Origin of the sequence: Alcaligenes faecalis (assembly GCF_005311025.1) — a bacterium.
In the GTDB taxonomy this organism is placed as follows: Bacteria; Pseudomonadota; Gammaproteobacteria; order Burkholderiales; family Burkholderiaceae_B; genus Alcaligenes; species Alcaligenes phenolicus.
Map to the genome: position 1 here is coordinate 1,067,768 of NZ_CP031747.1, position 17,431 is coordinate 1,085,198.

General features: G+C 58.1%; 16 protein-coding genes. 10 read left to right on the forward strand and 6 right to left on the reverse strand.

Annotation, left to right across the window (positions count from 1 at the left end):
- The first annotated feature begins 55 nt into the window (after positions 1-55).
- Positions 56-904 (forward strand): putative RNA methyltransferase, encoded by an 849-nt coding sequence (locus D0C27_RS04905; protein ID WP_060185464.1) that lies wholly within the window; start codon positions 56-58, stop codon positions 902-904.
- On the opposite strand, the gene D0C27_RS04910 is transcribed toward D0C27_RS04905, so the two are convergent.
- The gene (locus tag D0C27_RS04910; RefSeq protein ID WP_035269803.1) at positions 901-2,490 is read right to left on the reverse strand and encodes a sensor domain-containing diguanylate cyclase; all 1,590 of its coding nucleotides are present in this window, start codon (positions 2,488-2,490) and stop codon (positions 901-903) included. The genes D0C27_RS04905 and D0C27_RS04910 overlap by 4 nt on opposite strands.
- A 267-nt stretch (positions 2,491-2,757) precedes the next feature.
- Between D0C27_RS04910 and acnA the strand changes: the two genes are divergently transcribed.
- Together acnA and D0C27_RS04920 are read left to right on the forward strand one after the other, a co-directional pair.
- A complete protein-coding gene (gene acnA, locus D0C27_RS04915) occupies positions 2,758-5,511 on the forward strand; it encodes an aconitate hydratase AcnA (protein ID WP_137430534.1) in 2,754 nt (917 codons plus the stop codon).
- A gap of 127 nt (positions 5,512-5,638) precedes the next feature.
- Positions 5,639-7,054, forward strand: a complete 1,416-nt coding sequence (locus D0C27_RS04920; RefSeq protein ID WP_137430535.1) for an MFS transporter — start codon at positions 5,639-5,641, stop codon at positions 7,052-7,054.
- Here D0C27_RS04920 and D0C27_RS04925 read toward each other — a convergent pair.
- Positions 7,051-7,905 (reverse strand): aldo/keto reductase, encoded by an 855-nt coding sequence (locus D0C27_RS04925; protein ID WP_022983645.1) that lies wholly within the window; start codon positions 7,903-7,905, stop codon positions 7,051-7,053. The two genes, D0C27_RS04920 and D0C27_RS04925, sit on opposite strands and share 4 nt — an antisense overlap.
- A 301-nt stretch (positions 7,906-8,206) precedes the next feature.
- On the opposite strand from D0C27_RS04925, the gene panB reads away from it, so the two are divergent.
- Both panB and D0C27_RS04935 read left to right on the forward strand, forming a co-directional pair.
- Positions 8,207-9,028 (forward strand): 3-methyl-2-oxobutanoate hydroxymethyltransferase, encoded by an 822-nt coding sequence (panB, locus tag D0C27_RS04930; RefSeq protein ID WP_009456821.1) that lies wholly within the window; start codon positions 8,207-8,209, stop codon positions 9,026-9,028.
- 64 nt (positions 9,029-9,092) lie between these two features.
- Entirely contained in the window at positions 9,093-10,058 is a 966-nt protein-coding gene (locus D0C27_RS04935; RefSeq protein WP_009456820.1) for a LysR family transcriptional regulator, read from the forward strand.
- Positions 10,059-10,121: 63 nt separating this feature from the next.
- Here D0C27_RS04935 and D0C27_RS04940 read toward each other — a convergent pair whose 3' ends face one another.
- From D0C27_RS04940 to D0C27_RS04955, 4 genes are read right to left on the reverse strand one after another with little or no spacing between them, the layout of a single operon-like run.
- On the reverse strand, positions 10,122-10,499 hold the full coding sequence (locus D0C27_RS04940; protein ID WP_035269810.1) for a RidA family protein: 378 nt from the start codon (positions 10,497-10,499) through the stop codon (positions 10,122-10,124).
- On the reverse strand, positions 10,499-11,404 hold the full coding sequence (locus tag D0C27_RS04945) for an alpha/beta hydrolase (protein WP_137430536.1): 906 nt from the start codon (positions 11,402-11,404) through the stop codon (positions 10,499-10,501). The genes D0C27_RS04940 and D0C27_RS04945 overlap by 1 nt, the downstream gene beginning before the upstream one ends.
- The gene (kynA, locus tag D0C27_RS04950; protein ID WP_021447253.1) at positions 11,404-12,276 is read right to left on the reverse strand and encodes a tryptophan 2,3-dioxygenase; all 873 of its coding nucleotides are present in this window, start codon (positions 12,274-12,276) and stop codon (positions 11,404-11,406) included. The genes D0C27_RS04945 and kynA overlap by 1 nt, the downstream gene beginning before the upstream one ends.
- Before the next feature lie 19 nt (positions 12,277-12,295).
- A complete protein-coding gene (locus D0C27_RS04955; RefSeq protein ID WP_137430537.1) occupies positions 12,296-12,475 on the reverse strand; it encodes a hypothetical protein in 180 nt (59 codons plus the stop codon).
- A gap of 114 nt (positions 12,476-12,589) precedes the next feature.
- Between D0C27_RS04955 and D0C27_RS04960 the strand changes: the two genes are divergently transcribed.
- From D0C27_RS04960 to D0C27_RS04980, 5 genes are all read left to right on the forward strand, one after another.
- Positions 12,590-13,078 carry an Lrp/AsnC family transcriptional regulator gene (locus D0C27_RS04960; protein ID WP_035269814.1) on the forward strand — a complete coding sequence of 163 codons (489 nt, stop codon included), beginning with the start codon at positions 12,590-12,592 and terminating at the stop codon, positions 13,076-13,078.
- A 170-nt stretch (positions 13,079-13,248) separates the two neighbouring features.
- The gene (locus D0C27_RS04965; protein WP_009455428.1) at positions 13,249-13,941 is read left to right on the forward strand and encodes a GntR family transcriptional regulator; all 693 of its coding nucleotides are present in this window, start codon (positions 13,249-13,251) and stop codon (positions 13,939-13,941) included.
- Between the two features lie 35 nt (positions 13,942-13,976).
- Entirely contained in the window at positions 13,977-15,689 is a 1,713-nt protein-coding gene (ilvD, locus tag D0C27_RS04970; RefSeq protein ID WP_137430538.1) for a dihydroxy-acid dehydratase, read from the forward strand.
- 1 nt (position 15,690) lies between these two features.
- Positions 15,691-16,587: an NAD(P)-dependent oxidoreductase gene (locus D0C27_RS04975; RefSeq protein WP_137430539.1), complete on the forward strand. Its 897-nt coding sequence runs from the start codon at positions 15,691-15,693 to the stop codon at positions 16,585-16,587.
- A gap of 13 nt (positions 16,588-16,600) precedes the next feature.
- Positions 16,601-17,431 carry a hydroxypyruvate isomerase family protein gene (locus tag D0C27_RS04980; RefSeq protein ID WP_137430540.1) on the forward strand — a complete coding sequence of 277 codons (831 nt, stop codon included), beginning with the start codon at positions 16,601-16,603 and terminating at the stop codon, positions 17,429-17,431.

Sequence of the window (17,431 nt, forward strand, 5' to 3'; positions counted from 1 at the left end):
AGGCCGGGGCGCTACACTATCGCCTTGGCCACGGTGGCCGTAGAGCGATTCATTCATGTCTGACCTTTCCCCGCCCCTGTTCGAGAAACTGTGCTGTCCTTTGGACGGCTTGCCGCTCTCGTTTGAGGCTCCCAGCTGGCGCTGCCCCTCGGGCCATTGTTTCGATACGGCCAGCCAGGGCTATATCAATCTGCTTCCTGTACAAAACAAGCGCTCACGCGATCCGGGCGACAGCAAGGAAATGGTGGCGGCGCGACGTCGTTATCTGGAGTCCGGTGTGTACGAGCCTATCGCCGCCGGCGTGTGGCGTGCCTTGATGGATGGCCTGGAAGGAGAGGCGCCTTATGCCTGTCTGGATGCGGGCTGTGGCGAAGGCTATTACCCGCGTTATTTGCGTCAGCAGGATCAGGAAGGGCAGTTGGCCCTGATTGGTCTGGATATTTCCAAGTGGGCCGTCATGGCAGCAGCGCGCAGCTCCTCGGACATACGTTGGCTGGTGGGTAGCAATGCACAATTGCCCGTGCCGGATGGTACTTTGGATGCCTTGCTGTGCATGTTTGGTTTTGCCGTGCCCGAGGAGTTCTTGCGGGCGTTGAAGCCGGGCGGTATCTGGGTGCAGGTGGAAGCGGGGCCAGACCATTTGCTGGAACTGCGCCGCATTATTTATCCGACCTTGAAAGCCGACAAGGACGAGACTCCGCAGTCCCCGGTCGGTTTCAGTCTGGAAGCTGTTGAACGTGTTCGTTGTCAGATCAGCCTTGATTCACAAGAGAAAATTGCCGATCTGCTCTTGATGACGCCCCATTTGTTCCGAGCCAGCGCGCAAGGGCTGGAGCAGGCTCGTCAATTGACGAGCCTGGATCTTCAGGTGGATGTGCGTATCAAGGTCTTGCGCCGTCTTTAAGCTGATCTGCTCTGAGCGTCGCTGGCGGCCGGATCGCAAATTTCTACGCGGTTGCGTCCATTGCGCTTGGCCTTGTAAAGCGCTTCGTCCGCCAGTTTCAACACTGTGCTGTGTTCTCGGGCATGCAAGGGCCAGTGCGCCAGCCCAATGGAAATCGTAATAGGTGAGCCAGTTGGGCTATTGGTTTCGCTGATCAGAATGCGCAGGCGCTCGGCCAGTTGCACGGCCTGGTCTACATCCTGATCGGGCAGGAAAATACAGAACTCTTCACCCCCGACTCGACAGATCAGATCGGTATCGCGGGTACAGGCCCGCATGGTGTCGGCCAGAAAGCTCAGCACCAGATCGCCCACATCGTGCCCGTAGGTGTCGTTCACGCGTTTGAAGTGGTCAATATCCACCGTCAGCACGGAAAAGGGGGTGTCCGTTTCCTTCCATTGTTGCAGCACAACAGCCATGCCCCGGCGGTTATTCAGCCCGGTCAGCGGGTCGGTATTGCGCTCCACATCCATGACGCCCATTTTGCGATTAACACGTTTCAAGCCCAGCAACATGGCCAGCTTGATCTGGCGGGACTCAAAATACCAGGCATGAACTTGTTCGATGCGCGAGCTGGCCTTGGCTGAATCCAGATGCGGAGCCTGGCGAGCTAGTTGTCGCAAGGGTTTGGCGATCAGCATGGCCAACATCCAGATCAGGATCTGCACGGCCAGGAAAAAGGGGATGGAATTGCGCAGTACTTTGCCCAGCAGGACCGTTAATTCATCCAGCACCACTTTGGTGGGGCTTTGCACCACGACTCCCCATTTCACATCGTTGCTGGGCGCGAAACCGGCCAGCATGTCTACGCCCTTCACGTTGCGCAGGGACAGAGCGTCACTCTCGCCCTGGCTGACAGCGTCAATGGCCGGGTTGCCGTGTATGACTTCGCCAATCCGGGCGACGTCACGGTGAAAAATCAGCCGTTTGTGCTGGTCGACTACATAAATGTAAGAACCATCACGGTAAAAGTGCTCGCCCAGCAAGGCGTTCAGGCTATTGGGCTCGTGCAGGTAGATGGAACCGCCTACCAGGCCTTTGTAATTGCCTTCTGCATCAAAAATCGGGTGGGACAGGAAGATCAGCAAGCGCCCGGTGGCGGACAGATAGGGTGGGCTGACCACGGGTTTCCGGGTTTTCAGTGCCAGTTGCGTGCCTTCCCCCCGCAGTGTCGTGCCAAGCAGGTTGAGCTGTTGGGGAGCATTGGCCAGGACCCGGCCCTCGGTATTCAGAATCAAAACCGAGTTAAAGCTGTTGTTTTGTTCTTTCAGGCGTCTGACTTCGTCACGTAGCATGGGCTCGTTGCCCTGATTCAGGGAACGGGAGAGTTCGTTGGCGCTATAACGAAGTTGCTGTTGCAAATTGGCGATGAAGGCATCGGTGCTGCTGGCCAGTTTCAGCGCGTAGGCGCGGTTCTTTTCCAGAGCTTGCTCGATCAGCAAGGAACGCTCCGCTGAATAGGCTCCATACAAGGTGTAGCCCATGGTCAGCAGACTGCTGGCAGTAGCCAGCAAGAGAATCAGCCGGCGCAGATCAACAAAAAACATGAGGATGGGCGAACGCTCGAAGTAAAGGGAGGGGCGGGGGAGGCCGAACAGACGGGCGTAAGACGCCTAAAACATTATACGTAAAGAATGTTTCCGAGTTTGAGGAGGTGTGACCTAAGGCCACAGGAAGGACGTCGCGCAGGGCAGGGGATTACGCCAGAGTGTAAGATGTGAAATGGTCTAGACCAATAGACAGTTACCACATGTGTATCGCTGGCTGGGTAGATTGGATGGTATCGGCCGGCACTTTTCCATGGAGATCCCGATATGAAAAGCGTAGATAGTTTTAAGGCTTTGCACCAGTTGGATGTCGGCGGGCAGTCCTACGACTACTATCGGTTAGATGCGGTTCGTGGAGATGGCCTGGATGTTGCCAGCCTGCCTTATGGCTTGAAGATCCTGCTGGAAAACTTGCTGCGCACCGAAGATGGTGGCGATGTCACGGCCGATGATATTCGCGCCCTGGCCGCTTGGGACCCTGCTGCCGAGCCCGATCGTGAAATCGCTTTTACCCCCGCACGCGTTGTGCTGCAGGACTTTACTGGTGTGCCAGCCGTTGTGGACCTAGCCGCCATGCGTGAAGCCATGCAGGCCTTGGGTGGTGATCCGCAAAAAATCAACCCCCTGGCACCGGTAGAGCTGGTTATCGACCACTCGGTGATCGTGGACGACTTTGGCAAGCCCAGTTCGTTTGAACGCAACGTGGAAATCGAATACGAGCGCAATATGGAGCGCTACCAGTTCCTGCGCTGGGGCCAAAGTGCTTTTGATAACTTCAAGGTCGTGCCACCGGGCACCGGTATTGTTCACCAGGTGAACCTGGAACATTTGGCCCGCGTGGTCTTTACGCGTGATGAACAAGGCCGTCAGCTGGCGTATCCCGATACCTGTGTGGGCACGGACTCGCACACGCCTATGGTGAACGGTCTGGGCGTGGTGGCCTGGGGCGTAGGCGGTATCGAGGCCGAAGCCGCCATGCTGGGCCAGCCCATTTCCATGCTGATCCCTCGCGTTGTGGGCTTCAAGCTGACGGGTCAAATGCCTGAGGGCACCACGGCTACCGACCTGGTGCTGACGATTACCGATATGCTGCGTCAGCATGGGGTGGTCGGCAAGTTTGTGGAGTTCTACGGCCCCGGCGTCAGCGCTGTGCCGTTGGCCAACCGTGCCACTATCGGCAATATGAGCCCTGAATACGGCTCCACCATCTCCATGTTCCCCATCGACGAGGAAACCCTGCGTTATATGGAGCTGACGGGCCGCAGCAAAGAGCAGATCGAACTGGTACGCGCCTACGCCAAGGCTCAGGGCCTGTGGCACGATCCGCAGCACGAGCCTCGCTACTCCGAGCGCCTGGAGCTGGATCTGTCCACCGTTGTTCCTTCGATTGCTGGCCCCAAGCGTCCCCAGGACCGCATTGCGCTGTCTTCGTCCAAACCGGCATTCCGTACCGCTGTGCGCGACTTGCTGGGCGACGATGTAGCGACCTACGATGAGGCCGTGGAAGAAAGCTTCCCCGCGTCGGACGTGCCTTCGCACAAGCCGCCAGCACCTCGGAAAGCGGCGGTGGAGTTTACGCTGGCCGATGGCAGCAAGTGCACGCTGGATCATGGCTCGGTCGTCATTGCCGCGATTACTTCGTGTACCAATACCTCCAACCCCAGCGTCATGATGGCCGCTGGTCTGCTGGCCAAGAAAGCCGTGGAAAAGGGCTTGAGCCGCAAGCCTTGGGTGAAAACCAGTCTGGCCCCCGGGTCGCGCGTGGTTACGGACTACTACCAGCGTGCAGGCCTGACTTCCTATCTGGATAAGCTCGGTTTTGATCTGGTTGGCTACGGGTGCACTACATGTATCGGTAACTCTGGCCCCTTGATTCCAGAGGTCAGCCAGGCCATTAACCAGAACGATCTGGCCGTGGTGTCCACGCTGTCCGGTAACCGCAACTTCGAGGGCCGTATTCACCCCGAAGTGAAGATGAACTACCTGATGTCGCCACCGCTGGTGGTCGCCTACGCCTTGGCGGGCACCATGGATATTGACCTGTACCACGAGCCTTTGGGGCAGGGCAGCGATGGCAAGGATGTATTCCTGAAAGACATCTGGCCGTCTGCCGCTGAAGTGCAGGACGTGATCAGCAAGGCGATTGCCTCGGATATGTATCGTGATGGTTATGCCGATGTGTTCGCCGGTGACGAGCGCTGGCGCTCTCTGCCTACCCCCAAAGGGGATCGTTTCGAGTGGCAGGATGATTCCACCTACGTGCGCAAACCGCCTTACTTCATTGATCTGAAGCGCGATCCAAGCCCCGTCTCGGACATTCGAGGTGCGCGCGTGCTGGCCAAGCTGGGCGATTCAGTGACAACCGATCACATCAGTCCCGCCGGTTCGATTGCGCGTACCTCGCCTGCGGCAACGTACTTGATGGATCACGATGTCAAACCGCAGGATTTCAACTCCTACGGTTCGCGTCGCGGTAACCATGAAGTCATGATTCGCGGCACTTTCGCCAACGTGCGTCTGCGCAACCAATTGGCTCCGGGTACAGAAGGCGGCTATACACGCGACTTCACGCAAGATGGTGCACCAGTGGCCACGATTTACGATGCCTCGCGCAATTACTTGAATGCCGCTGTCCCGCTGGTGATTCTGGCCGGCAAGGAATACGGCTCGGGTTCTTCGCGTGACTGGGCGGCCAAAGGTACGGTGCTCTTGGGCGTCCGTGCAGTTATTGCCGAGTCCTACGAACGTATTCACCGCAGCAACCTGCTGGGCATGGGCGTGATGCCTTTGCAGTTCCCGGCTGGTCAGAACGCCGAAACCTTGGGCCTGGCGGGGGATGAAATCTTTGATATTGAAGGCATTACCGCCCTGAATCAGGACAAGATTCCCGAGAAGGTCAAAGTGCGTGCGGGCGATATCGAGTTCGAGGCTCTGGTCCGAATTGATACGCCTAGCGAAGCGCATTACTACCGTCACGGCGGTATCATGCAGTACGTTTTGCGGGGCTTGTTGAAAGCGTAAGCCTGGCAGCAGGTCAAGGCGTGTGCATGCACGCCCAACAGTGCGTCAGTTGTGCCCTGTGCAACTGGCGCACTGGTGTGTTTGAAGGGCCGGCACGGTTGCCGGCTCTTTGTTTGGATAAAGAAAAATGGCAAATACCCAAGAAGCGTCTTGGTCTGAACTCCTGTCTGGCCGTAATGGCTTGCGCTCACTGGCCTTGGCCGGGGGCGTGGCCGTTCATGCGATCAACGTGTACGTGGCGACCACGATTCTGCCCTCGGTGGTGGAGGATATCGGCGGGCTGGAGTACTACGCCTGGAATACCACGCTATTTGTGGTGGCCTCGATTCTGGGCTCGGCCCTGTCGCCACAAGTTCTGGAAAAACTGGGTCTGCGTCACAGCTTCTTGATGTCCTTGCTGTTCTTTGCCATTGGCACGACCCTGTGCGCGGCAGCGCCTTCCATGCCTTTCCTGCTCTTTGCCCGCACGATTCAAGGTTTGGGCGGCGGCTTGCTGCTGGGCCTGAGCTATTCTTCGATCCGGCTGGTATTTGAAGAGCGACTTTGGCCGCGCGTCATGGCCTTGGTGTCCAGTATGTGGGGCGTGGCAACCTTGTCGGGCCCGGCGATTGGGGGGGTATTTGCCCAGATGGGACAGTGGCGTCTGGCCTTCTGGAGTGTCCTGCCATGTGCTGCTTTGCTGGCGATTCTGGTCTGGACGCAATTGCGCGATGCGCGTGCGCCTGAAACCCGTAAATCCGGTTCCACTTTGGGCAAGGTATTGCTGCTGACCGCTTCTGTGCTGGTCATGTCCGCAGGTAGCCTGTCTACTTCCTGGATGATCAATCTGGCCGGTGTGCTGGGCGGGGCGATTCTGGTTTATTTGATGGCGCGTGCCGACAGCAAGTCCACCAGTCGCCTGTTTCCGCAGGGCACTTACTCCATCAGCACGGCCTTGGGCAGTCTGTATGCCGGTATTGGTCTGGTCAGCGTGGCCGTGGCAACGGAAATTTTCATTCCCTATTTCCTGCAGATCATCCACCACATGAGCCCGCTGAAAGCAGGCTACCTGACGGCCTTGATGTCAGGCGGCTGGACCCTGGGTTCTATTGCCAGCTCCAGCCGGGGGCTGAAAACCGGGGATCGCATGATTATTGCCGGGCCTGTGCTCTCGGGCTTGTCATTGGCTGCCTTGGGCGTCTTTATCCCGTGGGTAGGCTTGAGTGAGGGCATAGACTATTCCTGGGCCTTGTACCTGTCTTTATTGGGAGTCGGAGTGGGGATTGGTCTGGCCTGGCCGCATTTGCTGACGCGGGTATTTCATTCCGCGCCCAAGGGGCAGGAGAATATTGCCTCGGCCGCCATTACCACCTTGCAGTTGTTCACGATGGCATTGGGTGCGGCCTTGGCAGGAATCATTACGACAGCCTCGGGCTTTGTGGACCCCGGTGGGGTGCAGGGCGCACGCCAGTCGGCGCAGGCTCTGCTGTGGTTGTTTGCCCTGGCGCCCCTTCTTGCAGCCTTCTTGTCCGGGCCTGCGCGTCGGGTGCGCCCCAAGGCTTAGTCCTGGACGGTGCTTTTGGGCAGGCGGAACAGCTCTGGATCCGGGCCAAGACGGCCGTCGGCCTGATCCAGGCTGGCAATGGCGGCCATATCGGCTTCGCTTAGCTCAAAGCTGAAAATGTCCATATTGTCGCGCTGGCGCTCGGGGGAGTTGGACTTGGTAATCACCATATTGCCCAGCTGAATCTGCCAGCGCAGCATGATTTGCGCCACGGAACGGCCATGTTCCTTGGCAATCTTGTTCAACACCGGGTTGTCCCACAGCGTGCCCAATCCCAGCGGGCTCCAGGCTTGCGTCTGGATGGCGTGGTCTTCGTGGTAATGGCGCGATTCAGCCTGCTGAAAGCCGGGGTGCAGCTCGATCTGGTTCAGTACGGGCAACACACCCGTCTTGTCCAGCAAGGTTTGCAGGTGCTGGGGCAGGAAGTTGCACACCCCAATCGACTTCACACGACCTTCATTGCGCAGATTGATCAGCGTTTCCCAAGTCTGGATGTACTGGCGGTTCTTGGGCACGGGCCAGTGAATCAGGTACAGATCCACATAATCCAGCTGCAGCTTGTCCATGCTTTCTTCAAAGCCTGCACGGGTATTGTCGTGGCCATGCATGTCATTCCACAGCTTGGTGGTCACAAACAGCTCTTCGCGTGGCACCTTGGACTGACGAATCCCTTGGCCCACCTCGGCCTCGTTACCGTAGATGGCGGCGGTATCGATCAGGCGGTAGCCTGCTTCGATGCCACTGCACACCACATCGGCCGTTTGCTCGGCAGGTACCTGCCACACGCCCATGCCCAGTTGTGGCGCACGGTTATCGTCGTGGAAGGTGATTGTTGGGGGGGTAGTCGACATAGGTCTCTCCTCGGTTGAGTGCACGGCAAAACAGCCAGGACATGGCTGATGAAACCACCGCGCATTGGGAACGATCGGGCTCTAGAGTACAGGCGGTGTCAAAGCAAAAGTCCTTAAAAGGACATGAATCCGCATGGGATGGACACGCGAAGCTTGTACGTAGGCAGGAAATTAGCTTATTGTTTTTTGTCCTGCGGCGATTATAGAGGCGTCGACTGGATTTTTTCTTAAGATGTTGCAATCTGCATCATTCATGATCCCATATAAGCTTTAGCTCTATGGGATTCCAGCTGGAGTAAGTATGAGCGTACATACCACGCAGGTCCGCGTTAGCGTACCCGCCTTGATCGCCTGCAAGGGCAAACAAAAAATTGCTTCATTAACAGCCTACATCGCGCCTATCGCACGTATGCTGGACGAGCACCTGGATATGATTCTGGTGGGCGATTCGACCGCTATGGTGGGCTATGCCATGCCCGATACCCTGAGCATTACGGTCGATATGATGGCGGCCCATGCTGCTGCCGTGGTGCGTGCGACTCAACATGCTTGTATTGTCGTGGATATGCCGTTTGGCAGCTATCAGGAATCACCCCAGCAGGCATTTGCCAATGCATCGCGTATGCTCGCCATCAGCGGTGCCCAATCGGTGAAGCTGGAAGGCGGTCAGGCCATGGCTGAAACCACGCGCTTCCTGGTCGAGCGCGGCGTGCCCGTGCTGGCACACGTGGGTTTGATGCCCCAGTACGTCAACACCATGGGCGGTTACAAGGCTCAAGGCATGACAGATGCCGCTGCCCAACGTGTGCTGGAAGACGCTGTGGCTCACGCACAGGCGGGTGCCTGGGGGGTGGTGCTGGAAGGGGTGGCAGAAGGTCTGGGCCGCCGTATTACTGAAACCATCGCCATTCCGACCATCGGTATCGGTGCGTCCCCCGCATGTGATGGCCAGGTTCTGGTGACGGAAGACATTCTGGGTCTGACCAATGGCAAGATCCCCAAATTCGCCAAACCCTACGCGGATGTGGGTGCCTTGATCTCCCAGGCAGCCGGTCAATACGCGGCTGAAGTGCGTGATGGTTCTTTCCCCACGCTGGATCAATGTTTCGGTGTGAAACGCTAGTCCGGCTAACTATTCCGCATTAGAATATTCCGTGTTGATAAATGCGGCATTCACATAGAACGACATGGAAATTCGCCAATTAGAAGCCTTTGCAGCGGTGATGTCTGCTGGCAGTGTTACCGCTGCTGGCAGACTGCTGGACCGCTCTCAGCCAGTGGTTAGCCGCCAGATCCAGGAGCTGGAACAGGAACTGGGCTTCAGGCTTTTTACCCGTACCCGTCCGCAGGTCACCTTGACTGAACAAGGGCGCGAGTTCTATCTGGAAGCCCGGCCCGTGCTGATGAATCTGGAGGTGCTGCAAAGCCGCGCTCTGGAAATCGCCCGTGGGGGCCTGCGACCTCTGCGCATTGTGACTACTCACGCCTTGGCGATTGGCTTGGTGCCGCAAGCGCTGGGCATCATGGAGCAGCACGATCCGGCCTTCAAGCAAAAGCTGATTATTGATACGGTAAAGCCGGAAGAAGTGGTGCAAGCCATTGACGAAGGACGGGCCGATCTGGCGGTGACCAGTTTGCCGCTGGACATTGATGGCTGCACCTTGCATTGGTCAGGTCAAAGCCCCTGCCTGCTGGGCATGGCCGTCAATCATCCCCTGGCCAAACAGGAACTGGTGCGTCTCAGTGATATTCAGGGCACCCCCCTGATTTCTATCCAGAACCGCCACCGCTTGCGTCATACCCTGGCAACCGCCTTGCTGCGTGCCAGCCCGGAAGCCCCGGAAGATATCCGTCATATCGAGGTTGCCTCCTCGTTGGAAGGCCTGGTTCTGGCCAGCCAAGGGGTAGGCGTGTCCTTGATTGACCCCTTTACCGCCCACGGCCTGCCACTGCCCAACGTCGTGTTGCGCCCGATTGATATCCACGTTCCTTATATGGTCGGTGTGGTGTCTTTGCGATCCCGCGAACTGCGTCCGGATGCGCAGCGCCTGGTCGAGGCCATGCGGCAGTATGTGCTGCAATTTATCCCGCGCTTTGTGCTGGGGGATGACACCGGCTTGCCAAGCACCCAGGATCCGTTTGACTCGCTGTAATCAACACGCTTGTTGATCAAGGCTCGGACGGCTTTGCTGGATGCTCGTCCGCCTCTGCAGGTCTTAGGGGATCATTGCGTACGCCAGAACTTCCAGCTTCATGCCCGGCTCCACCAAGGCTGCAACGCCAACACTGGCGCGGTTGGGGAAGGGCGCAGAGAAAAACTCCCTGTACACCTTGTCGATGCTGTCCATGTCGGCAACATCGGTCATGTAGATCAGCACTTGGGTGACATTTTCCAGGCTGCCACCGGCCGCTTGCGTGGCCCGTTGCAGATTGGCAAAGGTCAGGCGAGCTTGCTGCTCGATGCTTCCCGTATCAATGCTGCCGTCCGGCCGCACAGGTCCGTTCACCGTAAACAGCATTTCCCCCTTGGCTTTGACGGCCCAGGAAAACGCTTGCTTCAGGGGTGGCAGTCCGACGTCGACAACTTGTTTCATCACTTGCTCCGAGTAGGGGTGACCGGCAAGGACGCAAAGAGCGCGTGCGTGGCATCGCCCAAGCGGGTGTTGGGACGAGCCTGGTCAAGAATGACATCGAAGTGGTTGCGTGCTGGCATTTCGATGGGGGGCAGATACCGGACACCTAGTGCATTAAGCGCATCGGCAAAAGCCTGACTCTGGCGTTTGAACTCCGAGGTTTCGATTTCTCCCCAGCTGATGATGGCGGGCGGAAAGCCCGTCAGATCAAGCAGTTGGGGGCTGATCGCCCGTGCGCTCGCCGAGTCTAGAGACAGTGCCTCATTGATGCTGGTGCCAATCAGGGGCTGCAGGTCGTAAATGCCTGAAACCAGTACCGCCGCTGCGGGTGCCCCTACGGGTAAATCGGCATCATCTTTCCATCCACGCAAGCAGCACATGGCCGCCAGATGGGCGCCGGCAGAACTGCCGGAAACGACGATACGTTGCGGGTCAAAGCCCAGCTCTTCGCCGTGTTGGTGCAGCCAGCGCAGTGCCTGGCGGCATTCCAGTACCATCTCGTGGACAGAGGCTTGCGGTGCCAAGGTGTAATCGATAGCGGCAAAGGCAATGCCGGCCTCGATGCAGTCCGGGGCCGAGAATAAAGAGGAGGCCTTGGAAAGTTCCTGCCAGTAGCCGCCATGAATAAACAGTAGCAGCGGCGGGAGGGATTTCGAGTCGCGGGGCGCAGGTAAAAAGAGGTCAAGCTTATGCGCGGCGGCACTGCCATAGGCAAGCTCGGCATGCCGAGCTCCGCTTTGCAAGGCTGCTGTGCTAAGCGTGGCGTAGTCCTCGATATAGGGCGCATAGTTCCCGCCTATGCAGGAGCTGGGCGAATATTCGCGCTCGCGCTCCTGCGCGGAGAGTAAGTCTTGTGGGGCTTGCATTACAGCGCGGTCCGAACAGTCCAGATCTCGGGGAACAGCACCACATCGAGCATCTTGCGCAGGTAACTGACGCCGCCTGTGCCGCCCGTGCCGCGTTTGAAGCCGATGACGCGCTCAACAGTCGTGACATGGCGGAAACGCCAAAGACGGAAGGCGTCCTCAATGTCGGTCAGCTTCTCGCCCAGCTGGTATAGATCCCAGTGTGCATGCGGGTCACGGTAGACCTCCAACCATGCAGCTTCCACCTCGGGGCTGGCTTCGTAGGGCTGTGTCCAGTCACGGTCCAGGTGATCGGCAGGAATGGCAAAGCCTTGGCGGGCCAGCAGGCGCAGCGACTCGTCATAGAGCGAAGGGGCTCGGTACGCCTTGTCGACCATCTGGAGCAGGTCTGGCCTATGGGCATGGGGCTTGAGCATGGCCGCATTCTTGTTGCCCAGAGCAAATTCAATGCAGCGATACTGCGCGCTTTGAAAACCGCTGGAGCTGGCCAGATAAGGGCGCATCGCCGTGTATTCCGGCGGGGTCATGGTCGAGAGCACGGTCCAGGCACTGACCAGCTGCTCCATGATGCGCGAGACCCGCGCCATCATCTTGAAGGTGTCGGCGTAGCGGTCGGCTGCGATGGCTGCAGTGGCGGCGGTCACTTCATGCAGCATCAGTTTCATCCAGAGTTCGCTGGTCTGGTGCTGGATGATGAACAGCATTTCGTCGTGGGCAGGCGAGAGCGGGTGTTGAGCGCCCAGCACCTCGTCCAGGTGCAAGTAGTCGCCATAGCTCATGGATTGGCTGAAATCCAACTGCGCTTTTTCTTCCGAAACAATGCGCTCTGTCTCGCTGATTCCCTTGTCAGCCGATGCTTTGGAAGCATTCATTTGTTCTGTTCCCGGTACGTTAATAATGATCTGCGCGACCTGTGGAACAGGTCGCGTGGGTCGATAGAAAATCAAAGTCGCGTTGCGCGCCGAGGGGAGTTTGCAATACATCTTGCCCGAAGGTCTCCATCAGCGGCAGGATGCGGTCACCTGAGTAGGCGGGCATAGGGGTAAAGCTGAAATGGGTCTGTGGTTTCATAATTTCATCCCACTTAAATTTATGCGTTGATCTTATGGATTTAAGGGTCTTGCGCCAAGCTGTTTTTTATAGAAGCATAACTTTTTCTGAAAAACTTAAAAAACGGGTTTTTTTATGCAAATAGAACTGGATCAGGTGGATGGCAGTTTGCTGGCCGAGCTGCAAGGAAACGCTAGGCTGACAACAAGCGAGCTGGCGCAAAAAGTGGGTATATCGCAGTCGCCTTGCTGGCGCCGGATTCGACGCATGGAAGAAGCCGGGCTTATTTCAGGCTACCACGCCCGGCTGGATCGTCGTGGCCTGGGTTATGGCGTGGTGGCCTTTGTCAGCATCAGTGTGGACTTTCAAAATGAAGAGCGTTCGGTGCAATTTGTGGAGGCCGTGCGCGATATTCCGGAGGTGGTGATGTGCCACGGCATTGCCGGTCCGGCGGATTTTTTGCTGATGGTCGTGGCCAAGGATCTGGACAGCTATTCGGAATTGTTGCAACGAAAATTGCATCGTTTACCCGGTGTTCGGCAAGCGCAGACCAGTTTTTCCTTGCAGGAATTCAAGGGCCTTAACGCGCTGCCAATCCCAGCAATGGCCGGCCCTGCAGCCTGATCAAGTGCTCTGCAAAAGCTGATGCGCGGCTCGCTCACAAAGCGTGTCGAGTCGCTCATCACGAATCAGGTGGCTAAGGGTTAGCTCTGATTTGTTGTCGTAGAAGTCCGTCCTTAGAATTGATCAAAAATCACAAATCTTTGCTCGAATTCACGTTGTGACGGAATTTAATGAAACATTCAGATGCTGCAAGCACAAGCGCTCCGCTCGAAGCTTTTCAACCCATCGTTCGGCAATCCGTCAACGAAGCGGTCTATCAAGCCCTACGTAACAAGCTGATGCACGGTGAGTACCGTGCGGGCCAAGTGCTTGGCATTCAGTACCTGGCCGATGCGCTGGGCACCAGCACCATGCCCGTGCGCGAAGCACTACGCCGTCTGGTGGCACAGCAGGGGCTGGAGCCTTTGCCTAACGGCACTACCCGTGTCCCTTTGATTACCAAAGCCTGCCTGAGCGATATTCGCCGCGCCCGTGTTTTGATCGAAGGCACCGTCACCGAATGGGCGGGGCCTTTCCTGACTCCGTCCGTGCTGGATCAGCTGGAACAACTGGCGCAAGAAATCACCCAAGAGCGCCGCACGCCCAAAGGCGTGGCCAGCAGCCTGGAAAAAAACCGGATCTTTCATTTCACGATTTACGGAGCTGCTCAGTCTCCCGTCATGCTCGCCATGATCGAGAGCCTGTGGCTGCAGTCGGGCGCTTACTTGCGTGAAACCCGCGAGCAGCTGCACAACGAAGACTCTGCCGATCACCTGCACGAATCCACCGTCAAAGCGCTGCGCGCGGGCAATTTTGCCCAGGCGCGCCAATACATTCAGGAAGATGTTTCCTGGATCTTTGATCGCTTGGACCTGGCCGATTAAGTCGATCTCTCAACTACTCATCACCACCAAAGACCATGCTAAAAAAACATAGATCAAAAGCAGTGACCGAGGGCGTGACTCGCACCCCACACCGAGCCTTTCTGCGTGCAACAGGCCTGGACGATGATGATCTGGACCGTTCGATGGTCGCCATCATTGGAACCGCCGGAGACAACACACCCTGTTCCAAATCGCTGGGCCCACAAGCAGACAGCGTTCGCCTGGGTGTAGCCCAAGGTGGTGGCGTACCCGTCATGATGAACACGATTTCCGTGTCCGATGGCACCTCCATGAACCACGCTGGCATGCGCATGAGCCTGGTCTCGCGCGAGATGATTGCCGACAGCATGGAAATAGCCGTGCGTGGCCATGCCTATGACGCTTTGGTCGGTTTGGGCGGTTGCGACAAGACGCTGCCCGGCACCCTGATGGCCATGGCGCGCCTCAATGTCCCTTCGGTTTTCATTTACGGTGGCTCCATGTTGCCGGGCTACTCGCCCGATGGCACTGAAAACACGGTGCTGACTGCCATTGAGGGTGTGGGTCGTTATCAGACTGGGGCGATTTCCCTGGAGCAACTGCACGGCATTGAGCGCACCTGTGCCATGACCGCGGGCTCCTGTCCGGGTCAGTTCACCGCCAATACCATGGGTATGGTGGCAGAGGCTTTGGGCATGTCCTTCCTGGGTTCGTCGACCACCCCGGCGGTTTACAGCCAGCGGCACGCACTGGCTCGCCGAGCTGGTCGCCGCGTGATGGAGATTCTGGAAAACGGTGGTCCTTTGCCGCGTGATCTCATCACCCGCAAGAGTCTGGAAAATGCCGCAGCGGCTGTTGCAGCGACTGGCGGTTCGACCAACGTGGCCTTGCATATCCCTGCCATTGCGCACGAAGTGGGCATTCGTTTCACCATGGACGATCTGGCCGAAGTGTTCAACCGCACGCCGCTGATTGCCGACCTGCAGCCTGGCGGCCGTTATCTGGCTCGCGATCTGGACGTGATTGGCGGGGTGCCTGTAGTGCTCAAGGCACTGTTGAAAAGCGGCCACCTGCACGGCGATGTATTGACCATTACCGGCGAAACCTTGGCCGAAGCCCTGGAGAGCTTCCCCGATGTGGATGGCCGTATCGTGCGTAGCAGCGATCAGCCCATTCACGCGTCGGGCGGCCTGGTCGTGCTCAAGGGCAATCTGTGCCCCGATGGTGCCTTGCTGAAGATTGCTGGTTTGAAGTCTCTGGTTTTTGAAGGCCGTGCTCGCGTCTTTGAAACCGAGGAAGATTGCATGGCCGTGGTGTCCAAGCAGGCCTACGAGACTGGCGACGTGCTGATCATCCGCAACGAAGGGCCCAAAGGCGGCCCCGGCATGCGCGAGATGTTAAGCGTTACCGCCGCTATTTACGGCCATGGCAATGGCGAGAAAGTGGCACTGCTGACCGATGGCCGTTTCTCCGGCGCGACACGCGGCATGTGTATCGGCTATGCCAGCCCCGAAGCGGCAGCCGGTGGGAACATCGGCTTGGTGCGCGACGGCGACCGTATCACCATCGATGCCACGCAAAGCAGCATGCAGCTGCATGTGTCCGACGAGGAGCTGGCTGCACGCAGAGAGCAATGGAAACCCTTCGTACGAGATCGTTTGGCTGGCGCGCTGGAGAAGTACGCACGCCTGGTTGGACCGACCAATGAGGGGGCAGTGACTCACTCGGGTGCTGCCGAGTGGCCGCAAGAGCAGCTTGAGGACGTATAAGATGAAACTCGGTTTTTGCGGTTTGGGATTGATGGGTGCTGCCATGGTGCAGCGCCTGCTGAAAGCGGGTCACGAGGTCAAAGTCTGGAATCGCTCCAGGGAAAAGGCCGAGCCGCTGGCAGCGCTCGGCGCGCAGATTGTGGGCACGCCACGTGAAGCGGCTGAAGGCACCGACGGCGTCTTGTTATGTCTGTTTGATGCCAAGGCTGCCGAGGCCGTGGTGTTTGGCGCGGACGGGATTGCTCAGGCAGCGGGCCTTAAATGGCTGGTGGATCACTCCAGTATCGACCCCGAGGCCACACGCAAATTGGCCGCTCGTTTGGTGGAGAGCTGCGGCGCTGACTGGATTGATGCCCCGGTGTCTGGCGGTATTCCCGGCGTGGAGGCCGGTACCCTGGCCATCATGACGGGCGGTAGTGAAACCCATATGGCTGAAGCCGAGGCCGCCATGCGCGCCTATGCCGGCAATATTACGCATATGGGGCCTTCCGGTACCGGGCAGGCGACCAAGCTGTGCAACCAGGCCATCGTGGCGACCTCGATTGCGGCGTTGGCCGAAGCCATTGGCTTTGCCCAGCGCAATAACATCAATGTGGACAAGCTGGCCCCGGCGCTGGCGGGCGGCTGGGCGGACTCCAAGCCCTTGCAGATCTTTGCCCCGCGCATGATAGAAGCCCAGGCGCAAAGCATCGGTGCGCTCTCGACCATGCTCAAGGATATCGACACCTTGATCGCCAATGCTCAACAAAGCGGCGCGCCTATGCCGGTTGCGGCCAGCGTGCAGCAAATGTTGCGCGTGGCAAGCGCCATGGGTTTGGGTCAGGCCGAAGTGTCTGCCTTGGTCAGCGTTGTGCTGCCTGAGCAGCGTGACGCCTTCCTTCGCCAGATAGACGCATAAGACAGGCGGCCCCATGCAACTATCCGCTAATCTCAGCTGGTTGTATCGGCATCTGGACTGGAGCGAACGTTTCGAGGCTGCAGCGGCTGACGGTTTTCAGGGCGTCGAGATTTTACTGCCCTATGACTATGCACCCGACTGGTACGCCAGTCAGTTGCAAGCCGCCAAGCTGGAACTGACACTGATCAATACGCCGATAGGCGAGGGGCAGGGCCGTTTGGGCTGGGCAGCCATTCCCGGCGCACAGGCGCAGTTTCAGGAAGCCTTTGATCGCGCCCGTGCTGTGGCACAGGCTACCGGCTGCCGCCGTATTCATGTGATGGCGGGTGACGTCAGCCCTTTTGCACAGCAAGACTGTCGGGCCGCACTGCTCAGTAATCTGGAACAGGCTTTGGCCCTGGCTGAAGCGGATGATCTGGTGCTGACGCTGGAGGCGCTCAACCGCAGCGATATGGCCGGGTACTTCTATTATTTGCCCGAGCAGGTCATTGAGGTGCTCCAGCATTTCAACTCCCCGCGCCTGCGTCTGCAGTTTGATTACTACCACTGCGTCAAAGAAAGTCTGGATGTCCCGTCCAGCGTGGCAGTCTGTGCTCCCTGGATTGGCTATGTGCAGATCGCGGGTGCCGATGGTCGCTACGAGCCTGATCTTGCACAGCATGATTTGCTGGCAGGCGTAGCCGCTTTGCCCGCCTTGGCTTACGACAGCTGGCTGGGTTGCGAGTATCAGCCTCGCGGCTTGCCTTCAGAAGGTTTGGCTTGGTGCCAGCCCTTGCGTGATCGTGGTGTGCTGGCTGCGACACGTCAGCGTGATGCTGCTTGCATGCAGGCTGCCGGGAGATAA